The sequence below is a fragment of the Bradyrhizobium japonicum USDA 6 genome (assembly GCF_000284375.1).
Taxonomy (GTDB): domain Bacteria; phylum Pseudomonadota; class Alphaproteobacteria; order Rhizobiales; family Xanthobacteraceae; genus Bradyrhizobium; species Bradyrhizobium japonicum.
Genome location: NC_017249.1, coordinates 4,815,288 through 4,834,404 on the forward strand (window position 1 = coordinate 4,815,288; position 19,117 = coordinate 4,834,404).

A 19,117-nucleotide genomic window follows, 5' to 3' on the forward strand; every position below is an offset into this window, starting at 1 on the left:
GACGGGCCGGGTAGGATGGGGACCCATCCTACAAAGTCTCACTCCACCGCGTACCAGCGCACCAGCCGCGGCGCGGCCCAGTCGGTCACGACGGATTCGATCAGCCAGGGTCCGGGTGAAGTCGCCGCGAACGCGATGCGCTGGGTTTGGCCGGGCTCGATTGCGAGCGTGTCGAGCCAGTAGGGCTTCCAGCCGTCGTCGAGCTTGTCGAGCAGGCGGAAATGATGGCCGTGCAGGTGAAACGCGGTCGTGGCCTGTCCGGGGTTCTTGAGGGCCAGCACGACGGTGCGGCCGGTCCTGACGCGGAAGACGGGATTGGAGGAGACGGAGAAGCTTGCAGGCCGTGACCAGCCGGCCTCGGGCGCGCCGAGCGCGACATCGAACCGCAGGGCGCCTTTGAGGTCGAGCTTCTCGGGGAGGTCGTTCAGGGGGAGCGGCTGTGGCGGCAACAGCGGCGCGCGCCGCTCGAGTTTGCCTGATATCGTGAGGCTCCCGACCTGGCGCGCCTCCTTGCCGTCATGCAACAGGAATGGGGCCGATGTGGCCGCATCCACGAAGGCGTCGGCGCGTGCGCCGGGGGCGAGCACCAGGGCGCCGTTGCGCGCCGGGAATGGCTCGGCCGGCTGTCCATCCAGGGCCATCACTTGGACCTCGTGGCCTTCCAATTTGATTGCCAGAACAGAACGTTGCGAGCCGTTGATAAAGCGCAGCCGCAGCCGCTCGCCGGCCGCGGCTGAGAGTTCGAATGAAGTCCGGCCATTGAGCGTAAAGAGCGGTGTCGTGTCTCCGGGGGCGCGGCCGGGCGGAAGCGCGGTCCCATCCGGCCGCAGCCGCCATTCCTCGATCAACAGGACCTCGTCGCGGTCGACGGCGACGCGATTGGTCTCGCCGGCGATGATCGGAAGCGGGCGCGCGGGCAGCTTCAGACCGTCTTCGAAGAGGCGGAAGTCGGCTGCCAGAGTTCCTGCATTTGGTATTGAAACAATTGAGGTTTCAGTCACATCCGGCGCGGTCGGCCTGCGCCCTCGCAACGGGTCGGCCGCGGCCGGGCTATTCAGGCCGTACCAGACTGGCGCAAGCGGGACAGGCAGGTCGTTCCGGAAGACCACCTCGCAGCGGTCACCTCGCTTGAGACGGACGTTCCCGATATGGCTTGCGGCGGCCAGCTCCCAGATCGGTGTCGCCGGCTGCCCCGGCCTGAGCGCCAGGGTTGCCGGCCTTGCCTGCAGGGCGAGCTGGGCCGTGACAGCGGGCGCCGCGCCGCCGGCGATCAACCCGGCCGCGGAGGCTCCAAGTCCGGCTCGAAGTCCAGCTCCAAGTCCAGCTCCAAGTCCGGCCAAAACCTCGCGCCGAGTCGGGTCAGAGATCCGCGTTTTCATGGCTCGATGCGGACCATGAAGCGCTGGATAAGTCCAGCCGTCGCGCCTACTTAAAGCCTGCCGCTATCGGGCCATTTTTTGCTGCGAACAGTCAGGCACATGCTATAAGCCCGGCCGCCCGCGGCATCGCGGCCGGTCTTGATGCAAATTACGCGGGCGTGGCGGAACTGGTAGACGCGCTGGATTTAGGTTCCAGTGACGAAAGTTGTGGGGGTTCGAGTCCCTCCGCCCGCACCAAGCGCTTTCAGCGTTTGCACGGATTACCGAAGGGCTGCTTCCTCACGGAGTTTTTCCGGCGGAAGTGGTCCGATGAACCACCGGCGTTGAGGCGTCTTGCCTCGCGCCGGTTCGATTAATGACAGCGTCCCGACGCATGCGTGCCGGGGCCGAGCGAGAAGAAGATTGGACGCCATGCAGGTCACAGAAACCCTCTCGGAAGGTTTGAAGCACGAGTTCAAGATCAGCGTTCCCGCGTCTGATCTCGACGCCAAGGCTGGTGCCAAACTCGTCGATCTCAAGGACAAGGTCCGCATCAACGGCTTCCGCCCCGGCAAGGTGCCGGTCGCTCACCTGAAGAAGGTCTATGGCCGCTCGGTGATGGCCGAGACCATCGACCAGACCATCCGCGACACCAACACGCAGCTGTTCTCCGACCGCGGTTTCCGCCTTGCGACCGAGCCGAAGATCACGATGCCGACCGAGCAGGCCGAGGTCGAGGAGCTGCTCAACGGCAAAACCGATCTGACCTACACCGTCGCGATCGAAGTGGTGCCCGCGATTGCGCTCGCCGATTTCAAGAGCTTCCAGGTCGAGAAGCCCGTCGCTGACGTGTCCGACACCGATGTCGACGAAGCGATCAAGCGCATCGCCGACACCAACCGTGGCTACGCAGCCAAGGCCGAGGGCGCCAAGGCCGAGTCGGGCGACCGCGTCACCATCAACTTCAAGGGCACCATCAACGGCGAAGTCTTCGAGGGCGGCACCGGCGAGGGCATCCAGGTCGCGATCGGTTCCAATACCTTCATCCCCGGCTTCGAGGAGCAGCTGACCGGCATCGGCGCCGGCGAGACGCGCACGCTGAAAGTGTCGTTCCCCAAGAACTACATGAACGACAAGCTCGCCGGCCAGCCGGCCGAGTTCGAGACCACCGCGACCGCGATCGAGGCGCCGCAGGACGTCGCGATCGACGACGAGTTCGCCAAGACGCTTGGCCTCGAATCGCTGGACAAGCTGAAGGAAGCCGCGCGCGAGCGTCTGGCTGCCGAGTTCGCCGGTGCGACGCGCCAGCGCGTCAAGCGTGCGCTGCTCGACCGCCTCGACGAGGCGCATCGCTTCGAAGCGCCGCCGTCGCTCGTCGACGAGGAGTTCAATCTGATGTGGAACTCGGTCAAGGCCGAGATGGACTCCGCCGGCAAGACCTTTGCCGATGAGGACACCACTGAAGACGCCGCCAAGGAAGAGTACCGCAAGATCGCCGACCGCCGCGTGCGGCTCGGCCTCGTGCTCTCCGAGATCGGCGAGAAGAACAAGATCACCGTGACCGACGACGAGGTCGGCCGCGCCGTGATCGAGCGGGCGCGCCAGATGCCAGGCCGCGAAAAGGAAGTCTGGGACTATTACCGCAGCAACGCCCAGGCGCTGGCCCAGCTTCGTGCACCGATCTACGAGGACAAGGTCGTCGATTTCATCCTCGAGCTCGCCAACGTGACCGAGAAGAAGGTCTCGCGCGAGGACCTGTACAAGGACGAGGACGCGGAAAAGACCGCAGCCTGAAGGCTTTGAGAAAGCCTTCCATTAAGGATGATCATCAAAGGGGCCCGGCTAGCCATCTGGCTGGCTGGGCCTATTTGCGAGAATCAGCTTCAAGTGCCCCGTGGATTAAGCCTTAATTCGCTCCGCACTTGTCTGGCGCGAATTGGGCTATATCTGTCGGTACGCCCTGTACCCAAGTCTTATACCAAGCGTTCTACCTCTACCCACTTCCTGCATCACTGGCGTCCATCGGCCGTCCGGCAAATCCAGCCAAACTGGCAGCCAAGACTGGCAATGTCCGCCTCCTAAAACCTTAGGTGACTCATGCGCGATCCGGTTGAAACCTATATGAACCTCGTGCCCATGGTGGTCGAGCAGACCAACCGTGGCGAGCGCGCCTACGACATCTTTTCGCGCCTGTTGAAGGAGCGCATCATTTTCCTGACCGGGCCGGTCGAGGACGGCATGTCGACGCTGGTGGTCGCACAGCTCCTGTTCCTTGAAGCGGAAAATCCGAAGAAGGAAATCTCGATGTACATCAACTCGCCGGGTGGCGTGGTGACGTCGGGCCTCGCGATCTACGACACCATGCAGTTCATCCGCCCGCCGGTCTCGACGCTGTGCACGGGCCAGGCCGCCTCGATGGGCTCGCTGCTGCTCGCCGCCGGCGAGAAGGACATGCGCTTCTCGCTGCCGAACGCGCGCATCATGGTGCATCAGCCCTCCGGCGGCTTCCAGGGCCAGGCCACCGACATCATGCTGCACGCGCAGGAAATCCTGAACCTGAAGAAGCGGCTCAACGAGATCTACGTGAAGCACACCGGTCAGACCTACAAGACGATCGAGGACGCGCTGGAACGCGACAAGTTCCTGACCGCGAACGACGCCAAGGAGTTCGGCCTGGTCGACAAGGTCATCGACAAGCGCGCCGAGGAGCCGGCGGCGAAACCGCAGTAGCTCGGACGGGGCTGCAACATCGATCCCTGGAATACCTCTGAGGATTTCCCGGGATCGTCAGGGCGACGTTCACGTTAACGGCGCACTACGCGGGGACGCAAAAAGCAGTCTTGCGCCCCGCGACAGGCAGAAAGTTCCGCTTTCGTGCTTGTTTTTCGTGGCAATCCAGCAACTCCGGGTCGATTTCGATCACTTCGTCCGTGCCAAGACGTGAAATCACGGTATTGTCACGGGTAGCCAGCGCCCCCTCGATTAGCGAATTCTTGATAGTCGGGTGACAGCATGGTTGGCTACGATTGATCGGCTATGATCGCGGAGAATCGAGTGACCGTGATTCGCACGGGATGTAACGCGTAGGGTCTTTTTGGTACGGAATTTGCTCTATTTGAACTTCATACGGCCTGCGTGCCGGCATGGAGCGATCGAGCGGAGCGGGATCGAACCGCGGACGGAGACATGAATGAGTAAGGTCGGCACGAGCGACTCCAAGAACACGCTGTATTGCTCGTTCTGCGGCAAGAGCCAGCACGAAGTCCGCAAACTGATCGCGGGTCCCACGGTCTTCATCTGCGACGAGTGCGTTGAGCTCTGCATGGACATCATCCGCGAGGAGAACAAATCCTCGCTCGTGAAGTCGCGCGACGGCATTCCGACGCCGAAGGAAATCTGCAAGGTCCTGGACGATTACGTCATCGGCCAGAGCCATGCGAAGAAGGTCCTGTCGGTCGCGGTGCACAATCACTACAAGCGCCTCAACCACCAGACCAAGCACAACGACGTCGAGCTCGCGAAGTCGAACATCCTGCTGATCGGTCCGACCGGTTCGGGCAAGACGCTGCTCGCGCAGACGCTCGCCCGCATCCTGGACGTGCCGTTCACGATGGCCGATGCAACGACGCTGACCGAAGCCGGCTATGTCGGCGAGGACGTCGAGAACATCATCCTGAAGCTGCTCCAGGCCGCCGACTACAATGTCGAGCGCGCCCAGCGCGGCATCGTCTACATCGACGAAATCGACAAGATCAGCCGCAAGTCCGACAATCCCTCGATCACGCGCGACGTGTCGGGTGAGGGCGTGCAGCAGGCGTTGCTGAAGATCATGGAAGGCACGGTGGCTTCGGTCCCGCCGCAGGGCGGCCGCAAGCATCCGCAGCAGGAGTTCCTGCAGGTGGATACCACCAACATCCTGTTCATCTGCGGCGGTGCGTTCGCCGGCCTCGAGAAGATCATCTCGGCGCGCGGGCGGTCGACCTCGATCGGCTTCGCCGCCCAGGTGCTGGCGCCGGAGGATCGCCGTACCGGCGAGATATTCCGTCACGTCGAGCCTGAGGACCTCCTGAAGTACGGCCTCATCCCCGAATTCGTCGGCCGTCTGCCGGTCGTGGCGACCCTCGAGGATCTGGACGAGACCTCGCTGAAGAAGATCCTCACCGAGCCGAAGAACGCGCTGGTGAAACAGTACCAGCGGCTGTTCGAGATGGAGAACATCGAGCTGACCTTCGCCGACGAGGCGCTTGGCGCGGTCGCCCGCAAAGCGATCGAGCGCAAGACCGGCGCGCGTGGTCTGCGTTCGATCCTCGAGGCGATCCTGCTCGAGACCATGTTCGACCTGCCGGGCCTGGAAGGTGTGGAAGAAGTCGTGATTTCGCGCGAAGTCGTGGAAGGCACGGCCCGTCCGCTCTACATCTACGCCGATCGGTCCGATCGCGCAGTCGAGAACGCCAGCGCCTGATTTACGGCGCTGGAACGCTCCAATCGTCTTTGATAGTAGCGGCTGCGGAATGGTTCTCCGCAGCCGATGTTGCGTCGCTTATACGCGTGCGTAAGCGCCTGATGGCGCGCGTCTTTCAATGACTTGACACCCCCCGGTCGATAGCCACCTAATGTCGACGGCGAGCGAGAATTCTCTTCAAGATTCGCCTCAGTTCCGATCCGGCAAGCCCGGTCCAACCTTCGAATGGTAGGCCGGTTTTGTGGATCACCTCGGCACCTTGTGGCGGTTGCGCATGAGCATGGCGGGCTGCGTGCAAGGGGGCAAAGCAAAAGGAAAAGGCCATGACTAATCCAAAACCCCGGCCAACCATCGTCCATGGCGAAACGCACGCCTATCCCGTGCTGCCGCTGCGCGACATCGTCGTCTTCCCGCACATGATCGTTCCGCTCTTCGTCGGTCGCGAGAAGTCGATCCGCGCGCTCGAAGAGGTGATGAAGAACGACGCGCTGATCATGCTCGCGACGCAGAAGAACGCGTCCGACGATGATCCGGCGCCCGATGCCATTTACGAGACCGGTACGCTCGCCAGCGTGCTTCAGCTCTTGAAGCTTCCCGACGGCACCGTGAAGGTGCTGGTCGAAGGGCTCGAGCGTGCGCGCGTGCAGAAATACACCGATCGCAGCGAGTACTACGAAGCGACCGCGATTGCGCTCGCCGACACCGATGCGAAATCGGTCGAGGCGGAGGCACTGTCGCGCTCGGTCGTGTCCGATTTCGAGAGCTATGTGAAGCTCAACAAGAAGATCTCGGCCGAGGTCGTCGGCGTCGTGCAGGCGATCACCGATTTCGCCAAGCTCGCCGACACCGTTGCCTCGCATCTCGCCGTCAAGATCGCGGATCGCCAGGGTATCCTGGAGACGCTGTCCGTCACCACGCGCCTCGAGAAGGTGCTGGGCCTGATGGAGAGCGAGATCTCGGTGCTGCAGGTCGAGAAGCGCATCCGCTCGCGCGTCAAGCGCCAGATGGAGAAGACCCAGCGCGAGTATTATCTCAACGAGCAGATGAAGGCGATCCAGAAGGAGCTCGGCGACGACGACGGTCGCGACGAGCTCGCCGATCTCGAAGAGAAGATCTCCAAGACCAAGCTCTCCAAGGAAGCGCGCGAGAAGGCGCAGCATGAATTGAAGAAGCTGCGCCAGATGTCGCCGATGTCCGCGGAAGCGACCGTCGTGCGCAACTATCTGGATTGGCTGCTGTCGATCCCGTGGAACAAGAAGTCCAAGGTGAAGAAGGATCTGGAATCGGCGCAGGCCATCCTGGACTCCGATCACTACGGGCTCGAGAAGGTCAAGGAACGCATCGTCGAGTATCTCGCGGTGCAGTCGCGCGCCAACAAGCTGACGGGCCCGATCCTGTGCCTCGTCGGACCTCCCGGCGTCGGCAAGACCTCGCTCGGCAAGTCGATCGCGAAGGCGACGGGGCGCGAATTCGTGCGCGTCTCGCTCGGCGGCGTGCGCGACGAGGCCGAGATCCGCGGCCACCGCCGCACCTATATCGGCTCGATGCCCGGCAAGATCATCCAGTCGATGCGGAAGGCGAAGTCGTCCAATCCGCTGTTCCTGCTGGACGAGATCGACAAGATGGGCGCCGATTTCCGCGGCGATCCGTCTTCGGCGCTGCTCGAGGTTCTCGACCCCGAGCAGAACGGGACCTTCAACGACCACTACCTCGAGGTCGACTACGATCTGTCCAACGTGATGTTCATCACGACCGCGAATACGCTCAATATTCCGGGACCGCTGATGGACCGCATGGAGATCATCCGGATCGCGGGCTACACCGAGAACGAGAAGGTCGAGATCGCGCGCAAGCATCTGATCCCGAACGCGGTGTCCAAGCACGGCCTGGACTCCAAGGAGTTCGCGATCGACGACGACGCGCTGCTGCTGTTGATCCGCCGCTACACCCGCGAAGCGGGCGTGCGTAACCTGGAGCGTGAGCTCTCCACACTCGCCCGCAAGGCGGTGAAGGAGCTGATGATCTCCAAGAAGAAGTCGGTCAAGGTCACCGAGAAGACTCTGGAAGAGCTGCTCGGCGTGCCGAAGTACCGCTTCGGCGAGATCGAGAGCGAGCCGCAGGTCGGTATCGTCACGGGTCTTGCCTGGACCGATGTCGGCGGCGAGCTGCTGACCATCGAAGGCGTCATGATGCCCGGCAAGGGCAAGATGACGGTCACGGGCAATCTGCGCGACGTGATGAAGGAATCGATCTCGGCAGCGGCGTCCTACGTGCGCTCGCGTGCGATCGTCTACGGCATCGAGCCGCCGCTGTTTGACCGGCGCGATATCCACGTGCACGTGCCGGAAGGCGCGACGCCGAAGGACGGTCCGTCGGCAGGCGTGGCGATGGCCACCGCGATCATCTCGGTCATGACCGGCATTCCGGTCCGCCACGATGTCGCGATGACCGGCGAGATCACGCTGCGCGGCCGTGTGCTGCCGATCGGCGGCCTGAAGGAGAAGCTGCTGGCGGCTGCCCGCGGCGGCATCAAGACGGTGCTGATCCCCGAGGACAACGCCAAGGATCTCACGGAGATTTCCGATGCGATCAAGGGCGGCATGGAGATCATCCCGGTGTCGCGTCTGGACGACGTCGTCGCCAAGGCGCTGGTGAAGAAGCCGGTGCCGATCGTCTGGGAAGAAGACACCAAGGTGACGGTGAAGCCGGACGGGGACGAGGCCGCCGGCGGACTGACCGCTCACTGAGGTTCAGCGAAAGATGATAAAACGGCGCCTTCGGGCGCCGTTTTTGTTTTGGGGGCAGGGATCAGGGCGATGCAGATCGACGGGCAGTGCCATTGCGGGCAGATCACCTTTGAGGCCGAGATCGACCTCGAGGCGGTGTCGGTCTGCCATTGCCGCGACTGCCAGACCCTGACGGGATCGCCGTTCCGGGTGACCGTGATCTGCTCCAAGGCCGACGTACGCGTGACCAGCGGCACGCCGAAAGTCTACGGCAAGCGCGGCGACAACGGCCGGATGCGCTTCCAGCACTTCTGCGCCGACTGCGGTTCCCCGCTGTTCACCAGCGGCGAGGGCGACCAGGCCGACGATTGGGGCATCCGCTGGGGCAGCATCCGCCAGCGCGACAAATTGCGGCCCGCGAGGCAGATATGGTGCCAATCGGCGGCAGTGTGGATCGATGCGGTGCCGCTGCTGCCGGGCCGGCCGCAGGACTAGGCTGGCTTGCCAAGCCGAAGCTCGCTGCAAAAAGCCCGCCTTCGCCCGTTGGGGATTCGGCGTGGCAGCCTGCGTCGCTGCGCGAGCGCAGGCTGGTGGGCGGTCACGGATTCGAACCGCGGACCCTCTCGGTGTAAACGAGATGCTCTAACCAGCTGAGCTAACCGCCCCAAGGCGCCTCTTTAGCCCTCCCGCGGGTGTTCGAGCAAGGCCCGAACGCATCGCAAATAGGGCTCGAGCAATGCCGCCTTGGCCGCTGGCGGCTGTCCTGCCTCGTTGCGCCTGGCATCGGACGCCCACGAACCGCCCTCCAAGGGTCCAAAATTGCCCTTTTTCGGTCATCTTTTTGATCGCCATCCGAACCACCGTTACGGCTCCCTGTGGCAGCGTGGAGTATCGCCGTGATGAGTGATCTTCGCATCAAGCTGGAAAGGTACGAGTCGAAAGCCGCCCACTGCATGAAAGCGGCTCAAGAAGCTCCTGATGAGGCCGGTCGGGCCTTCTACGAGGAGCTTGCCAACTATTACGACGAGCTGGCAGCCGACTTTCGCCGCGTCCTCGCCAAGCGAACCGGAGTTTCGCTCGCGGCCGAATGATCCGGCGTAGCGCAGGTCCGCAGTTGAAGATCTCAGCGTCCGTCAACCTCTGACGCCGTGGCGTGCGGCGTGAACGCAAGAACGTCTCGCTGACAGGTGGACCGAACAGGCCGCCTCAGTTGACGGCGTCCTTGCTTTTCGGCATCGGGGTCTTTCGACCAAGCTGCCGGAGGGGATCCATGGAACAGCCGAGCGGACACGCAGAGAATGCGGATCAGATCGCCTATTGGAACGGTCCGAGCGGGCAGCGCTGGGCCGATCGGCACGCGGCCCAGGAGAGCCTGCTCGGCCCCATCGCCGACGTGCTGATCGATCGCGCCAGGCCGAAGCCGGGCGAGCGGGTGCTCGATGTCGGCTGCGGCTCCGGCGCGACGACGTTCGCGTTCGCGAAAGCGGTCGCGCCCGATGGCTTCGCGCTCGGCCTCGACGTTTCCGACCCGATGCTGTCGCAGGCACGCGCGTTTGCGCCAAAAGGCCTGCCGCTCGATTTCGTGCTGGCGGATGCGACGGTCCATCCGTTCGAGCCGGTGAGCTTTGACCTGTTGGCGTCGCGCTTCGGCGTGATGTTCTTCGCCGATCCCGTTGCGTCCTTCACCAACCTCCGCCGCGCGCTGAAGCCCTCGGGGCGGCTCGCCTTCGCCTGCTGGCGCGAGCCGAAGGAAAATCCGTGGATGATGGCGCCGCTGATGGCGGTCTACAAACATGTCCCGAAGATGCCGCCGGTCGGGCCGGAAGAGCCGGGCCCGTTCGCCTTCGCCTCGGAAGAGCGCGTGACGCGCATCCTGAAGGGCGCCGGCTTCGTGGACGTGGCGATGGTGCCGCACAATCTCGCGATGGATGTCGCGATCGGCGGCGGGCTCGATGCGGCGGTCGAGGGCGCGCTCCAGATCGGCCCCGCCAGCCGCGCGCTGCAGGGCCATCCGCCGGAGACATATGCGGCCGCAAAAGCCTCGATCCGTGAGATGCTCACGCCGTTCCTCAAAGGACAGAGCGTTGCGCTCCAGGGCGCAATCTGGATCGTGACGGCGAAGGCGGCGTAGGCGCCGCTCCATCCACCGTCATTGCGAGCGTAGCGAAGCAATCCAGACTGCCTTCGCGGAGACAGTCTGGATTGCTTCGTCGCTTCGCTCCTCGCAATGACGACGTGGACGGGCCTATGAGTCCTACACCACATCATCCGGCGCCAGCGCGCACCCGTTATCCGGATGCGTCTCGATCTGGAGCGTGGTGTGGCCGATGCGGAAGGACGCCCTCAGCATCTGCGCCGTCTCCATCAGGAATGCATCGCCGGCCCCGGCGGGCATCACGAGATGGCAGGTCAGCGCCGTCTCGGTGGTCGAGATCGGCCAGACGTGGAGATCGTGGATTCCCGAGACGCCGGGCCGCTCCAGCAGAAAGACCTTGATCGCGGCGATGTCGGTGCCCTTCGGCGCAGCCGCCATCGACATGTCGATGGAGCCGCGCAGCAGGCTGGTGGTGCTCCACAGGATGGTGGCGCAGATGACGAGGCTGGTGACGGGATCGAGCCAGAGCCAGCCGGTCCAGATGATCAGCGCCGCCGAGATCACGACGCCGAGCGAGACCGCGGCGTCGGCCGCCATGTGCAGATAGGCGCCCTCGATGTTGATGTCGTCCTTGCGTCCGCGCGCGAACAGCATGGCGGTAAAACCGTTGATGAGGATGCCGATGCCGGCGACCACCATCACGGTGACGCCCGCAACCGGCTCCGGCTCGCGCAGCCGCAAGATCGCTTCCCAGCCGATCGCGCCGGTCGCGACCAGCAGGAACACCGCGTTCGCCAGCGCCGCCAGGATGGTGGAGGCGCGAAAGCCATAGGTGAAGCGGCCACTCGGCGCGCGCCTTGCCGCGATCGATGCGCACCACGCCACGACCAGGCCGAGCACGTCGCTGAGATTATGGCCGGCATCGGCGAGGAGCGCGGTGGAGTTGCCGATATAGCCGTAGATCGCCTCGGCCACGACCAGCGCGGTGTTGAGCGAAATGCCGATCGCGAATGCCGTGCCGAAATTCGCGGGCGCATGGACATGCGCGTGGCCAGGACCGTGGTTATGCCCGTGATCATGCCCGTGGCCGGCATGATCATGGTGGTGATGTCCGTGATGGTCGTGGCTGCCCAAATCTAGCGCTCCCCGGACGCCGCCAAATCAGGTGCCATTGTAGGCGTTTCGGCAGCTCCGTCACGCCGGAACAGCGCATAGAGCGCCGGCAGCACCAGCAGCGTTAGCACAGTGGAGGAGATGATGCCGCCGATCACCACGGTCGCCAGCGGACGCTGCACCTCGGCGCCGGCGCCGGTGGCGAGCGCCATCGGCACGAAGCCCAGGGAGGCGACCAGGGCGGTCATCAGCACCGGGCGCAGCCGCGTCAGCGCACCCTCGCGCACCGCGTCGGCCACGGGGAGCCCCTCGCTGCGCAGCCGCTCGATGAAGGCGATGATGACAAGGCCGTTGAGAACGGCCACGCCAGACAATGCGATGAAGCCGACACCGGCGCTGATCGACAGAGGAATGTCGCGCAGCAGAAGCGCGGCAACGCCGCCCGTCAACGCCAGCGGCACGCCGGAGAACACCAGAGCCGCATCCGCCGCCGATCCCATGCCCATGAACAGCAGCAGGAACACCAGCAGGAGCGCCACCGGCACCACGATCGTCAGCCGCTTGGTCGCCGAGACCAGCTGCTCGAACTGGCCGCCCCAGCCGATCCAATAGCCCGGCGGCAGCTTGACCTTCTCGGCGACGGCCGCTTCCGCCTCGCTCACAAAGGAGCCGAGGTCGCGCGCGCGGACATTGGCGGTCACGACGATGCGCCGCTTGCCGTTCTCGCGGCTGATCTGGTTGGGACCGGGCGTCGCATCGACGGTTGCGACCGACGACAGCGGGACATAGCGCATCTGGGCAAGGGGAGAGGCGGTCAGCGCTGTTCGCACGGCGGTGCCGCCTGCTGCTTCTTCGCTCGGCGGCAGCGGGATCGGGATGGCCCGGATCGCCTCGAGATTGCCGCGCAGGTGCTCGGGCAGGCGCACGACGATGTCGAAACGGCGGTCGCCCTCGAACAGCTTGCCTGCCGACTTGCCGCCGACCGCGATTTCGACGATGCCCTGCACCTCACCGATGCTGAGCCCGTAGCGGGCGAGCGCCTGGCGGTCGAGCCGGACGGTGAGGATCGGCAGGCCCGAGACCTGCTCGATCTTGACGTCGCTGGCGCCGCGGATGCCGCGGATTGCGGCCTCGACCTGCTTTGCGGCGCCCTGGAGGATGTCGAGGTCGTCACCGAAGACCTTGATGCCGACGTCGCTGCGCACGCCGGAGATCAGCTCGTTGACGCGGAACTGGATCGGCTGGGAGATTTCATAGGCGCTGCCGGGAATTTCGTCGGCGGCGTGGTCGATGGCCTCGATCACCTCCGATTTCGGCTTGCCCGGGTCGGGCCATTCCGCGCGCGGCTTCAGCATAATGTAGCCGTCTGTCTGCGCCGGCGACATCGGGTCGGTCGCGATCTCGGCGGTGCCGATGCGGGTGAAGAATTCCTTCACCTCGGGAATCTCCTTGATGCGCTTTTCCAGCGCCTTTTGCAGATCCAGCGACTGCGTGAGGCTGGTCCCGGGAATCCGGATCGAGGCCAGCGCGACGTCGCCTTCGTCCAGGCTCGGGATGAACTCGCCGCCCATGCGCGCGGCGGCCACGCCGCTTGCGATCACGATGATGGCGGCCATGACGGTGACCGCGACCCGATTGTCGATCGCGCGGCGGAGCAGGGGGAGATAGATGCGCTTCGCCACCCGCATGAACAGGTTTTCGTGTTCGGACACCTTGCCGGTGACGAAGATGGCAACCGCCGCCGGCACAAAGGTGATGGAGAACAGCACCGCGGCGCCCAGCGCCATCAGCACGGTCAACGCCATCGGCGTGAACATCTTGCCCTCGACGCCGGTCAGCGTCAGCACGGGCAGGTAGACAACCGCGATGATCAGCGTTCCGAACAGGCTCGGCTTGATGACCTCGCACGACCCGCGCAGGATCGCGCGCAGCCGTTCGGGGGTGGAGAGCAGGCCGCCTTTCTGGCGCTGCGCCTCGGCCAGCATGCGCAGGCAGTTCTCGACGATGATCACGGCGCCGTCGACGATGATGCCGAAATCGATCGCACCCAGGCTCATAAGGTTCGCGCTGACTTTTGTTTCGACCATGCCGGTGATCGTCATGGCCATGGAGAGCGGAATGACACAGGCCACCACGAGCGCGGCGCGGATGTTTCCGAGGATCAGGAACAGCACGGCCACGACCAGGGCCGCACCTTCCAGGAGGTTGTTTTCGACCGTGCGGATGGTGGCCTCGACCAGATGGGTGCGGTCGTAGACGGTCCGGGTCACGACGCCGTCGGGCAGCGATTTGGCGATCTCGTCGAGACGGGCTGCGACGCGGCGCGCCACGCTGCGGCTGTTCTCGCCGATCAGCAGCATGGCCGTGCCGAGCACGGTTTCCTCGCCGTCGCGCGTCGCCGCGCCCGTGCGGAGGTCGCGGCCTTCCGCGACTGAGGCGACATCCCTGATCCTGACGGGATTGCCGCCGCGCGAGCCGATCACGATGTCCTGGATCTCGCTGATGCTGCCGACCTGGCCCGGGGAGCGCACCAGATATTGCTCGCCGTTGCGTTCGATATAGCCGGCGCCGACATTGGCGTTGTTGGCGGCCAGCGCCGTCATGACGTCGCGAAAGCCGAGCCGGTAGGCCATCAGCTTGCCGGGGTCCGGCAGCACGTGGAACTGCCGCTCGAAGCCGCCGATGGTGTTGACCTCGATCACCCCGGGCACGTTGCGAAGCTGCGGCCGGATGATCCAGTCCTGCACGGTGCGGAGGTCAGTCAGCGAATAGTCGTGACCGCCCTGCGTCTTCGCCCCCGCCTTTGCCTCGACGGTGTACATGAAGATTTCGCCCAGGCCGGTCGAGACCGGGCCCATGGCGACCTCGACGCCCGCCGGAAGCTGGTCCTTCACCTGCTGGATGCGCTCGCCCACGAGCTGGCGGGCAAAATAGATGTCGGTGCCGTCCTTGAACACGACCGTCACCTGGCTCAGGCCGTAGCGCGATAGCGAGCGGGTGTAGTCGAGCTTCGGCAGGCCGCCCATGGCGGTCTCGACGGGGAAGGTGATGCGCTGCTCGGTCTCGAGCGGCGAGTAGCCGGGCGCGCGGGTGTTGATCTGGACCTGGACGTTGGTGATATCGGGGACGGCGTCGATCGGCAGGCGCTGGAAATTCCACCCTCCGAAAGCGACGGCGCCGAGCGCGAGCAGGAGGACGAGCCAGCGCTGCTGAAGCGAGACGGCGATGAGACGCTCAATCATGTTCGGCCTCGCCCTTGCCCATCTCCGCCTTAACGACAAAGCTGTTCTCCGCGACGTAATGCTCGCCGGCCGAAAGACCGGCCTTGATCTCGACATGGCGCGGATCGGAATCCCCGAGCTCCACGGGACGCGCCTCGATCTTGTCGCCGTCCTCGCGGACGAACACGATGGTCCTGTTCTCCAGCGTCTGGATCGCACTTCGGCGTACGGCGACAGCGACGTTGCGCGCGGCGAGGATCAGCCGCGCCGTGACGAACAGGCCGGGACGCAGGCGCCCGTCCGGATTTGGCAGCACCACGCGGGCGAGCGCGGTCTGGGTCTCGCTGCTGCCGATCGGCGCCATGTAGGAGATCGTGCCCTTGATCTCGCCGCGGCCGTCGTCGGGATCGATCAGCACCTCGTCGTTGAGACGAACGCGCCGGAGGTCCTGCCGGTAGATCGACAGGTCGACCCAGATCGTCGAGAGGTCGGCGACCACGAAGGCCGGCTTCTGCTCGGAAGCGTATTCGCCGAGCGAGATCTGCCGCTCGATGATCGTGCCCGCGATCGGCGCCTTCAGCTCGTAGACGGTGAGGCTCTGGTTGCTCTCGATCGCGGCGAGCAGATCGTCCTTGCCGACCCTGTCGCCGATGCGCTTCTGGATCGATTTGGCGACTCCCGGAAAGCGCGGCGTCACCTGCACGACGGCTTCCTGGTTGGCGCGCAAGATGCCGTTGAAGGACAGTGTATCGGTCAGCGTCGCGCTTGCAGCTTCCGCCAGCACCACGCCGGCGGCGGCCAGCTTGACGTCTGAGATGCGGATGCGGTCGGCGCCGTGCTCGTCCTGCTCGACATGGTCGTTCGGCTTCTTCTGTTCGGAATGCTCGGCATGCTCGGTGTGCGTGACCCCGGCAGGCGCGAGCAGGGAATAGCCGTAGGCGCCGAGTGTTGCGGCCACGATGGCGACCAGGATGGTGGAGGATGTCTTCATCGCGCGCTCTCCCGGGCCAGCGCAAAGGGATTGCCGACGAGGCCTTCGATGGTCGCAACGCCGGCATGGAAGTTCTGCAGCGCCTCCTGCTCGCGCAGCCGCGCCTGGGTGACGCTCGCCTGGGCGTCGAGCACCTCGAGCAGGGTGAAGCGGCCCTGGCCATAGCCTTGCGAGATCGCCTCGGACGCTTCGACGGCCTTGGGGATGGCGGTCTCGCGCAGCACCGCGAGCTCGCGCAGCGAGCCCTGCAGCGAGTCGTAGGCGCGGCCGGCGACCACGATCAGCGTGTTGCGGTTGGCTTCGCGCTCGGCCCTTGTCTTGGCGAGGCTTTCCTGCGCCGAGAGGATGTTGCCCTGGTTCTGGTCGAACACGGGGATCGGCACCGAGACGGTGAGGCGCACCGCGTCGTCGTTGCTCTCGTTGAAATGGCGCCATCCCGCCGCGATCCGCACGTCGGGATAGGGCCTTAAGCGCGCCATCAACAGCTCGGCGTTGCGCTGGGCATAGACCGCGGTCCAGCGCACCAGCTGCGGATTGGCATCGATGGCGGCGACGACCGACTGGAACGTCGGCGTCTTTCCCGTGGTGTCGAGCCGGCCGGAGACCTCGCCGAATTTTGCCGCGGGATCCCCCATCAGCACTGCAAGCTCGCGCCTGGCACTCGCCAGCGTTGCCTTGAAGCGCTCGCGGTCGGCCTTCACCAGGGCGGACGCGACCTCGGCGCGCCCGGTCTCGGCCGGCGAGGAGGCGCCGGCCTCGACGCGGCGGCGCAGCAGCGGCGTCAGGCGGTCGATCGCGGCGATCTGCTCGTCGAGGATCTGGATGCGCCGCTGCGCGCCGAGCACGCTGAGGAAGGCGATCGCAGTCTCTGACAGCACCTCCAGCCTGACGGCCTTGCGCTGGATCGCGGCCACCTCGATGCCGGCGGCGCCTGCGGCGATCCGCGCATCACGCTTGCCGAACAGCTCGAAGGCCTGGCTGATCTGGAGCGTGGTCTCGGCCGATCTTGTGCCGCGATAGATGCCCGATCCGAACGAATTGTCCTGTTCATAGGACAGTTCCGGATTGAGCAGCGCGCCGGCCTGGATGCGCTGCCCCGTGGCGATGCCGACGTCGCGCTCTGCTGCGGTGAGCCGCGGGCTCGCGGCCAGCGCACGCGATAGCGCGCTCCGCATCGTCAGCGTCTGGGCGTGTGTGTGCTGCGTCAGCCAGGGGCCAACGAAAATTGCCATCGCGCACGCCAGGCGCGCAGCAGTCCGTCTGCAAGACATGAAGGTGACCTGTGAACAATCGTATCGTGGGCGCACGGGCGCCCGGCTGATCAGTTCAGGTCAGGTGTTTGGGGGCGGAGAGTCGGTGTCGGGCGCAATGCCGAGCAGCGCAGGCTCGCGCTGCGGAGTTGGTGCGGCAACGATGTCACCGGCAGCTCCAGCCGGCAGCGGCTGCGCGACGGCGACCGAGAAGCAGCCGTGGCAGTGATGGCCGCCGAGCGCCTTGTGATCGCCATGACCCGCGGCAGACCCGTCTTCGACAATCGAGGCGATCTCCGAGCCGCCGGAGGGGCTGGTGACATCGATGTCGTGCGCGCCATGGAGCGCGCCGGACAGCAGATACATGACCGCAACGAGCACAGCCACGAGCCCGCGCCAGTTGCGCAGGCGGCTGGATCGATGGGCTCGGCGGATCGCGGTCACGGTATCACTCAGGTTCCCCGGTTCGCTCCGGTAGCATGGCGGCCGCAACGATGTCGACCCGCTACATTGTTACGTGTGGGGAACTTGTTGTCGCGGCCGTCGCGGGCGCGATTGTTCGGTCTGTAAACTAAGTCTGCGAACAGCAATCACCCGCCTGGATTGGCGGACAGGGGGCCGAGCCGAAGGAGCAAAACACGCAACAGTCGCCTTCCTTCGGCTTCAGCCGTTTGCCGCACCCCGCGCAATCATAGAAGAACTGACACGCGTCCGCCGGCATGGCCTCGACCGTTTGATGGCCGCACTCTGGACAGGTGAGGGTCGATTCAAGCTGGATCATTGCGACTCGGAGCGCTCAATCGTCATTGCGGCCGTAGTCGCTTTTGAGAAGCCGATACTGGCCGCCTCCTGAGAAAATCGAGGCTATCACAATCCCCGGCCGGCGTCTTGTTTGAGGCAAGGCTCTCGCAAAGTTGCGTGATCTTTCGCTGTGTTGCGGGAGAGGCCGGCTCCGCAAGGATGCGAAACTGCGTTTGGAACGCTGCGGTCTGAATAGTGAGAAGGGCCCGCAATAATGTTACGTGTGGCGAACTGAAGGTCGCACCCGCATGTGTCCTTGTGAATGCAAGCGGCGCCGACCATCGCCATCGCTACCCGTCGCGTGGTAAGATGGGAACGCCGCGAGGGAGCCTGGAATGCCCGAAGAGTCTTGCTGCTCGCACGATGCGTGCTGCGGGGAAGCCGCCAAACCCCGTATGGAGGAAGTCGCCGCGTCAGGCTGCGCCGACTGCTGCTCGGCGGGCGTTCCGGTCTTCGACGGGCTCGATCCGCGATACAAGCGTGTGCTGTGGACCGTCATCGCCATCAACGCGACGATGTTCGTCAGTGAAATGACGGCGGGCCATTTGGCCGGCTCGCAGGCTCTCAAAGCCGACGCACTCGACTTCCTGGCCGACACCGTCACCTACGGCCTGAGTCTTTCGGTGATCGGCGCGAGCATCAAGACGCGTGCCACCGCCGCGTTGTTCAAGGGGTTGTCGCTCAGTGCCATGGCCGCCTGGGTGTTCGGGTCAACGCTCTATCAGACCCTGGTCCTGGGGCTCCCGCGTGCGGAGCTGATGGGAGCGATGAGCCTCGCCGCGCTAGCGGCGAACCTGACCTCGGTTCTCCTGCTCGCGCGCTACAAGGACGGTGACGCCAACGTGCGCTCGGTTTGGCTCTGCTCGCGCAATGACGCGATCGGCAACGTCATCGTGATGGTCGCTGCCATCGGTGTATTTGGAACCGCGACGGCATGGCCCGATCTGGCTGTCGCCGCCGTAATGGCTGGAATCTTCCTGACCTCTTCGCTGCAAATCTTGCGGCAAGCATGGGCAGAGCATCGCGGCGGGCAAGCTGCCGTGACTGCCTGAGGTGGCCTTTGCGCGCGATACCAAACGCGGAAAGGCCCCAGCCCGGGG

General features: G+C 64.8%; 15 protein-coding genes and 2 tRNA genes. 9 read left to right on the plus strand and 8 right to left on the minus strand.

What is annotated here, in order from left to right; translation table 11 throughout:
* Positions 1-38: 38 nt before the first annotated feature.
* On the minus strand, positions 39-1,379 hold the full coding sequence (locus tag BJ6T_RS22810; protein ID WP_028170227.1) for a multicopper oxidase family protein: 1,341 nt from the start codon (positions 1,377-1,379) through the stop codon (positions 39-41).
* A gap of 152 nt (positions 1,380-1,531) precedes the next feature.
* Here BJ6T_RS22810 and BJ6T_RS22815 point away from each other — a divergent pair.
* The 6 genes from BJ6T_RS22815 to BJ6T_RS22840 all read left to right on the plus strand — a co-directional run bounded on the left by BJ6T_RS22815 (position 1,532) and on the right by BJ6T_RS22840 (position 9,041).
* A tRNA-Leu gene (locus BJ6T_RS22815) sits at positions 1,532-1,616 on the plus strand.
* Positions 1,617-1,790: 174 nt separating this feature from the next.
* Positions 1,791-3,152, plus strand: a complete 1,362-nt coding sequence (gene tig / locus BJ6T_RS22820) for a trigger factor (RefSeq protein ID WP_014494832.1) — start codon at positions 1,791-1,793, stop codon at positions 3,150-3,152.
* 303 nt (positions 3,153-3,455) lie between these two features.
* Positions 3,456-4,088: an ATP-dependent Clp protease proteolytic subunit gene (locus BJ6T_RS22825; RefSeq protein ID WP_014494833.1), complete on the plus strand. Its 633-nt coding sequence runs from the start codon at positions 3,456-3,458 to the stop codon at positions 4,086-4,088.
* A 460-nt stretch (positions 4,089-4,548) separates the two neighbouring features.
* Positions 4,549-5,820 (plus strand): ATP-dependent Clp protease ATP-binding subunit ClpX, encoded by a 1,272-nt coding sequence (clpX, locus tag BJ6T_RS22830; protein WP_014494834.1) that lies wholly within the window; start codon positions 4,549-4,551, stop codon positions 5,818-5,820.
* A gap of 323 nt (positions 5,821-6,143) precedes the next feature.
* Positions 6,144-8,567: an endopeptidase La gene (gene lon, locus BJ6T_RS22835; RefSeq protein WP_014494835.1), complete on the plus strand. Its 2,424-nt coding sequence runs from the start codon at positions 6,144-6,146 to the stop codon at positions 8,565-8,567.
* 69 nt (positions 8,568-8,636) lie between these two features.
* A complete protein-coding gene (locus BJ6T_RS22840) occupies positions 8,637-9,041 on the plus strand; it encodes a GFA family protein (RefSeq protein ID WP_014494836.1) in 405 nt (134 codons plus the stop codon).
* A gap of 93 nt (positions 9,042-9,134) precedes the next feature.
* Here the strand turns inward: BJ6T_RS22840 and BJ6T_RS22845 are convergent.
* Positions 9,135-9,211, minus strand: a tRNA-Val gene (locus tag BJ6T_RS22845).
* A gap of 234 nt (positions 9,212-9,445) precedes the next feature.
* Between BJ6T_RS22845 and BJ6T_RS22850 the strand changes: the two genes are divergently transcribed.
* Together BJ6T_RS22850 and BJ6T_RS22855 are read left to right on the plus strand one after the other, a co-directional pair.
* The gene (locus tag BJ6T_RS22850; RefSeq protein WP_014494837.1) at positions 9,446-9,637 is read left to right on the plus strand and encodes a hypothetical protein; all 192 of its coding nucleotides are present in this window, start codon (positions 9,446-9,448) and stop codon (positions 9,635-9,637) included.
* A gap of 179 nt (positions 9,638-9,816) precedes the next feature.
* Positions 9,817-10,677 (plus strand): class I SAM-dependent methyltransferase, encoded by an 861-nt coding sequence (locus tag BJ6T_RS22855; protein ID WP_014494838.1) that lies wholly within the window; start codon positions 9,817-9,819, stop codon positions 10,675-10,677.
* 123 nt (positions 10,678-10,800) lie between these two features.
* On the opposite strand, the gene BJ6T_RS22860 is transcribed toward BJ6T_RS22855, so the two are convergent.
* The 6 genes from BJ6T_RS22860 to BJ6T_RS48520 form a co-directional block, all read right to left on the minus strand.
* Positions 10,801-11,775 (minus strand): cation diffusion facilitator family transporter, encoded by a 975-nt coding sequence (locus tag BJ6T_RS22860; RefSeq protein ID WP_028170228.1) that lies wholly within the window; start codon positions 11,773-11,775, stop codon positions 10,801-10,803.
* A gap of 2 nt (positions 11,776-11,777) precedes the next feature.
* Entirely contained in the window at positions 11,778-14,996 is a 3,219-nt protein-coding gene (locus BJ6T_RS22865; protein WP_014494840.1) for an efflux RND transporter permease subunit, read from the minus strand.
* The gene (ihpB, locus tag BJ6T_RS22870) at positions 14,989-15,966 is read right to left on the minus strand and encodes a divalent metal ion exporter adaptor subunit IhpB (RefSeq protein WP_014494841.1); all 978 of its coding nucleotides are present in this window, start codon (positions 15,964-15,966) and stop codon (positions 14,989-14,991) included. Before ihpB ends, BJ6T_RS22865 begins: the two co-directional genes overlap by 8 nt.
* A complete protein-coding gene (gene ihpA / locus BJ6T_RS22875) occupies positions 15,963-17,237 on the minus strand; it encodes a divalent metal ion exporter subunit IhpA (RefSeq protein WP_028170229.1) in 1,275 nt (424 codons plus the stop codon). The genes ihpB and ihpA overlap by 4 nt, the downstream gene beginning before the upstream one ends.
* Before the next feature lie 60 nt (positions 17,238-17,297).
* On the minus strand, positions 17,298-17,660 hold the full coding sequence (locus tag BJ6T_RS22880; protein ID WP_043900240.1) for a hypothetical protein: 363 nt from the start codon (positions 17,658-17,660) through the stop codon (positions 17,298-17,300).
* A gap of 127 nt (positions 17,661-17,787) precedes the next feature.
* Positions 17,788-17,994, minus strand: a complete 207-nt coding sequence (locus tag BJ6T_RS48520; RefSeq protein ID WP_240537998.1) for a GDCCVxC domain-containing (seleno)protein — start codon at positions 17,992-17,994, stop codon at positions 17,788-17,790.
* A gap of 418 nt (positions 17,995-18,412) precedes the next feature.
* On the opposite strand from BJ6T_RS48520, the gene BJ6T_RS22885 reads away from it, so the two are divergent.
* Complete coding sequence (locus tag BJ6T_RS22885; protein WP_225894896.1) at positions 18,413-19,069, plus strand: cation efflux transmembrane domain-containing protein; 657 nt, start codon at positions 18,413-18,415, stop codon at positions 19,067-19,069.
* Positions 19,070-19,117: the final 48 nt, after the last annotated feature.